The organism is Xanthobacter sp. BG11Y11_SDJG (assembly GCF_057364445.1).
On sequence record NZ_JBNFNU010000359.1, the window covers coordinates 1 to 4,316 of the forward strand.

Sequence of the window (4,316 nt, forward strand, 5' to 3'; positions counted from 1 at the left end):
CCCGCGGCGCGGATGTCGGCGGCGACGCGGTCGAGTTCCGCCGCCCGGCGGCCGGAAACGATGACGTGCGCGCCGGCCTCGGCCAGCGCCGCGCGGTCGCTTCGCCGATGCCGCTGCCGCCGCCGGTGATCCAGGCGACCCTGCCTTCGAGCGTGCCGATGGCCGTCATGGCCGCGTCTTCCTCTCCCGGGCGCAGCGGTGTTCCGCTGGCGCCGACTGCGGCTCTCCCGGCTGCGCCGGGCGTCTGCATTGGTGCAGAGTGACCGCTAACGTGAGCGATAACATGCAGCCCGCGCGCCGCGCAAGAGGCGATCGCCCCGGCGCTGGATTAGCGATAACCCGATCGCTAACATCACGGATGGCGGGCGGCGCACCGGCCGTCCGCGCACTGCGGACGCTGGCGGTTGCGCCGCCGCGACAGGTGGGCGGGGAAGGGGCTTGGCGGACGTGTCAGAGAACAGGCGAGGACCGGCGCCGAAGCGGTTCCCGGCGCAGATCCGCCACCCGCGCCGTCACGATGGCGGACGTGGCGCGGGCGGCGGAGGTCTCCGCCCAGACGGTGTCGCGCGCCCTGCGCGACCCGCGCAGCGTCGGCCCGGAGACCCTGACGCGGATCGAGCAGGCGGTGCGCGAGACGCGTTACGTGCAGAACTATGCCGCCAGCCACCTCGCCTCGAACCGCTCCATGACGGTGGCGGCGATCATCCCCACCATCTCCACCTCGATCTTCGCCGAGACCATCCAGGGGCTCACCGACGTGCTGCTGCCGGAAGGCTACCAGGTGTTCCTCGGCCATACGGACTACACGACCGCGCGCGAGGAGGCGCTGGTGCGCTCGCTCGCGGGGCGGCGGCCGGATGGCTTCTTCATCATCGGCACGCGGCACACCCAGGAGGCCGCCGACATCCTGAAGCGCACCGGCGTGCCGGTGGTGGAAAGCTGGAGCTGGACGCCGCGTCCCATCGACCTTTTGGTGGGCTTCTCCAATGCGGCGGCGATGATGGAGGTGGTCGACCATCTGGTGGCGCGCGGCTATCGCCGGCTCACCTTCGCCGGCATGATCAAGCCCGGCGACCACCGCGCCAAGGACCGCCTGAAGGGCTTCCTCGACGCCCATGGCCGACATTTTCCCGGCGTCGAGGCCCGCGTCGTCACCGCGACCTCCGGTCCCATGGTCATGGAGGCCGGCGTGGCGCTCCTGGATCGCGTGCGCCGGAACCATCCCGAGACCGATGCCGTGGTGTTCGCGAGCGACGTGCTAGCCTCCGGCGCGCTCCTGAAATGCGCGGCAATGGGCATCCGCGTCCCGCAGGATCTCGCCATCACCGGCTTCGGCAATTACGACATCGCCGCCCATCTGGTGCCCGGCCTCACCACCATCGCCATCGCCAGCCGGACCATCGGCATGGAGGCGGCCCGCCTGCTGCTGCGCCGCATGCAGGGCCAGGAGGTGGAAGCCAAGATGGTGGACGTGGGCTTCCGGCTGCTGGCCCGCGGCAGCACCTGAGCGCGGCCGCCGTCACTGCAGATACAGGATCCAGCCGGCCGCCAGCAGCAGGCACAGCAGCGAGGTGGGCACGCCCGCCTTGGCGAACTCCGCGAAGCCGATGGTGATGCCGTTCTTCTTGCCCTGCTCGGCGACGATGATGCCGGCGAGGCTGCCGAAGATCACGGCATTGGACGAGAAGCCCGTGCCGAGCGCGATCGCCGCGCCCAGCGCCTCCGGCTGCGCGGCGCCGGTGAGGAACGGCGCGGCCAGCATCACGGCGGGGTTGTTGCCGACGATGTTGGACACCACCGACATGATGACGAGCATGGACATGGGGTCGTGCAGGTCGAACCCGACCGTGCGCAGCCACGCGATCAGCTCCTGCGGCAGCCCGGTGGCGGCGACCGCCGCATTGACGATGAACAGGCCGATCAGCATCACCAGCAGGTCGCCGTCCACCAGGCGGATGAGCTTCTCGGACTCCACGCGGCGGCTGACCAGGAGGATGCTGGCGCCGAGCAGGGCGATCAGCATGTGCGGCCAGTCGGTCGCCACGAAGCCGACGATCACGGCGGCGGTGACGATGAAGGCCTTCACGGTCTCGCCCACGTCGAGCGGCTGCGGCGGCGCCACCGGCGCGTCGGCGTCGGCGGGCGCGGCGAGGTCCCACCGGCCCTTATAGAAGAACACCAGCACCAGCCAGATGATCGGCAAACCGAGCAGCGAGGGCAGGGCGGCGAGCTTCATGAAGCCGAGGAAGGACAGGTGCAGCGTCTCGGCGGCGATCATGTTCTGCGGGCTGCCGATGAGGGTGGCCGAGGAGCCCACATTGGCGGCGAAGCAGAAGGCGAGCAGGAACGGTACCGGGTTGAGCCGCCGCGCGAGGCAGATCTGGCAGAAGATCGGCGTCATCGCCACCACCACCACGTCGTTGGTGAGCAGCGCCGACAGGCCGGCGGAGACGGCGATGACGATGGCCAGCAGCGCCCGAGGCCGACCTCGGCCGCGCCCACCGCCCGTGCCGCCCAATCGTAGAAGCCGGAGACCGAGAACGCGGCCGAGATGATCATCAGGCCCGACAGGAGGCCGAGGGCGTTGTAGTCGATCGACTGCCAGGCCGCCGCCGGCGCGATCGTGCCCAAGGCGATGAGCAGCATCGCCCCCACCAGCGCGGCGCCGGTCCGGTCGAGGCGGAAGAAGGGCAGGTGGCCGACCCCCATCGCGACATAGACGAGGACGAAGATCGTGAGTGTCAGGTCCATGGGCGCCGCGCGGGGAGAGGGATTGAAACGCGCGAGCGGCCTGCGCCGGGAAGCCTCCGGATGCACGCCGCTGCCGCACGATGGCGATCAGACCTCTGCCGCCCGAGGGCGGCAGAGGTCGAAGGTCAGGCTTTGGCCGCCCACGGGCATCCGGGGATGTCCGAGGCCGCGGCCCAAGCGGGGGATCAGGCCTTGCCGGGGGATCAGGCCTTGCCGCCGCGATCCATGTTCCAGAAATTGAAGGCCTGCTCGCCATACATGGTGGTGTCGAGGCCCTCCTCCTGGACCTTCTCCGACACCCTGAGCACGCCCATCCCGTCCAGGACCTTGAGCAGGATGAACGTGACGAGGCTGGCATAGGCGGCGACGATGGCGACCGCGAGCGCCTGCACGCCGAGCTGGTGCAGGCCCGCGGACACCTGGTTGATGTGGGAACTCGCGAGCACACCGATCAGCAGCGCGCCGGTCATGCCGCCGACGCCGTGGGCGCGCCAGACCTCCAGCGAGTCGTCCACCTTCAGCCAGCTCTGCACATGCTTGGCGTGATAGCACACGGTGGCGCCGATGGCGCCGATGGCGAGCGCCGCCATGGGCTCCACATAGCCCGAAGCGGGAGTGACGGTGGCAAGGCCCGCTACCGCGCCCACCAGCACGCCGGAGAAGGACGGACGGCCCTTCTCGCGCCACTCCCAGAACATCCACACCAGCATGGCGATGGAGCCGGCCAGCATGGTGTTGGTGAAGGCGTAGGCGGCGAGCGCGTCGGCCGCATAGGCGCCGCCGGCATTGAAGCCGAACCAGCCGAACCAGAGCAGGCCGGCGCCCAGCGCCACCAGCGGCAGGCTCGCGGGCTCGGATTCGCTCTCGCCCGGCGCCAGCATGCGCTTGCCGAGATAGGCCGCCGTCACCAGCGCCGAGAAGCCCGCGGCGGTGTGGATGACGATGCCGCCGGCGAAGTCGACGACGCCCATCTTGGCGAGGAAGCCGCCGCCCCAGATCCAGTGCGCCGCCGGCAGGTAGACCAGGATGGTCCACAAAGCGACGAAGGCGAGGTAGGCGCCGAACCGGAAGCGGCCCACGAAGGCGCCCGTCATCAGCGCCGGGGTGATGATGGCGAACATCATCTGATAGGCAAACACCATGATGAAGGGGATGGTCGGCCCCATCGCCGGGTTGGGCGCGACGCCCACGTGGTACATGCCGAAATAGGGCGCGATGTTGCCGATCACGCCGCCGATGTCGGGACCGAAGGCGAGGCTGAAGCCGCCGAACACCCAGATCAGGCCCACAACACCCATGCAGACGAAGTTCTGGATCATGATCGAGAGCATGTCGCGCTGCTTGACGAGGCCGCCATAGAACAGCGCGAGAGCCGGGGTCATCATGCACACCAGCGCGGTGCACAGGAGGATGAAGGCCGTATTGCCGGCACTGATGCTTTGCATGGGCGTTTCCTTCCTGAGGGCCGCCTGGCGGCGGTGCGTAGACCGGGTGTGGAAGGCCGGACGGAGCGGTCGCCCCGTCGCGGCGCGGCGTCAGGGCGCGGCGGGCGGCGCGGGCGCTGC

The 4,316-nt window shown here is 69.9% G+C and carries 4 protein-coding genes; 1 reads left to right on the forward strand and 3 read right to left on the reverse strand.

From position 1 onward, the window contains the following. Positions 1-517: 517 nt before the first annotated feature. Positions 518-1,507, forward strand: a complete 990-nt coding sequence (locus AC2W7M_RS20645) for a LacI family DNA-binding transcriptional regulator (protein ID WP_486134524.1) — start codon at positions 518-520, stop codon at positions 1,505-1,507. Between the two features lie 12 nt (positions 1,508-1,519). Here AC2W7M_RS20645 and AC2W7M_RS20650 read toward each other — a convergent pair whose 3' ends face one another. The 3 genes from AC2W7M_RS20650 to AC2W7M_RS20660 all read right to left on the reverse strand — a co-directional run bounded on the left by AC2W7M_RS20650 (position 1,520) and on the right by AC2W7M_RS20660 (position 4,196). After that, positions 1,520-2,473 (reverse strand): ArsB/NhaD family transporter, encoded by a 954-nt coding sequence (locus AC2W7M_RS20650; RefSeq protein ID WP_486134530.1) that lies wholly within the window; start codon positions 2,471-2,473, stop codon positions 1,520-1,522. Further along, positions 2,398-2,751 (reverse strand): SLC13 family permease, encoded by a 354-nt coding sequence (locus AC2W7M_RS20655; protein WP_486134526.1) that lies wholly within the window; start codon positions 2,749-2,751, stop codon positions 2,398-2,400. Before AC2W7M_RS20655 ends, AC2W7M_RS20650 begins: the two co-directional genes overlap by 76 nt. A gap of 203 nt (positions 2,752-2,954) precedes the next feature. Beyond that, entirely contained in the window at positions 2,955-4,196 is a 1,242-nt protein-coding gene (locus tag AC2W7M_RS20660; RefSeq protein ID WP_486134528.1) for an ammonium transporter, read from the reverse strand. Positions 4,197-4,316: the final 120 nt, after the last annotated feature.

What these genes read in the sequence shown, in the direction of transcription:
- AC2W7M_RS20645 (WP_486134524.1), top strand. Translation starts at nt 518, where the DNA reads ATGGCGGACGTGGCGCGGGCGGCGGAGGTCTCCGCCCAGACGGTGTCG.
- AC2W7M_RS20655 (WP_486134526.1), bottom strand. Translation starts at nt 2,751, where the DNA reads ATGGACCTGACACTCACGATCTTCGTCCTCGTCTATGTCGCGATGGGG.
- AC2W7M_RS20660 (WP_486134528.1), bottom strand. Translation starts at nt 4,196, where the DNA reads ATGCAAAGCATCAGTGCCGGCAATACGGCCTTCATCCTCCTGTGCACC.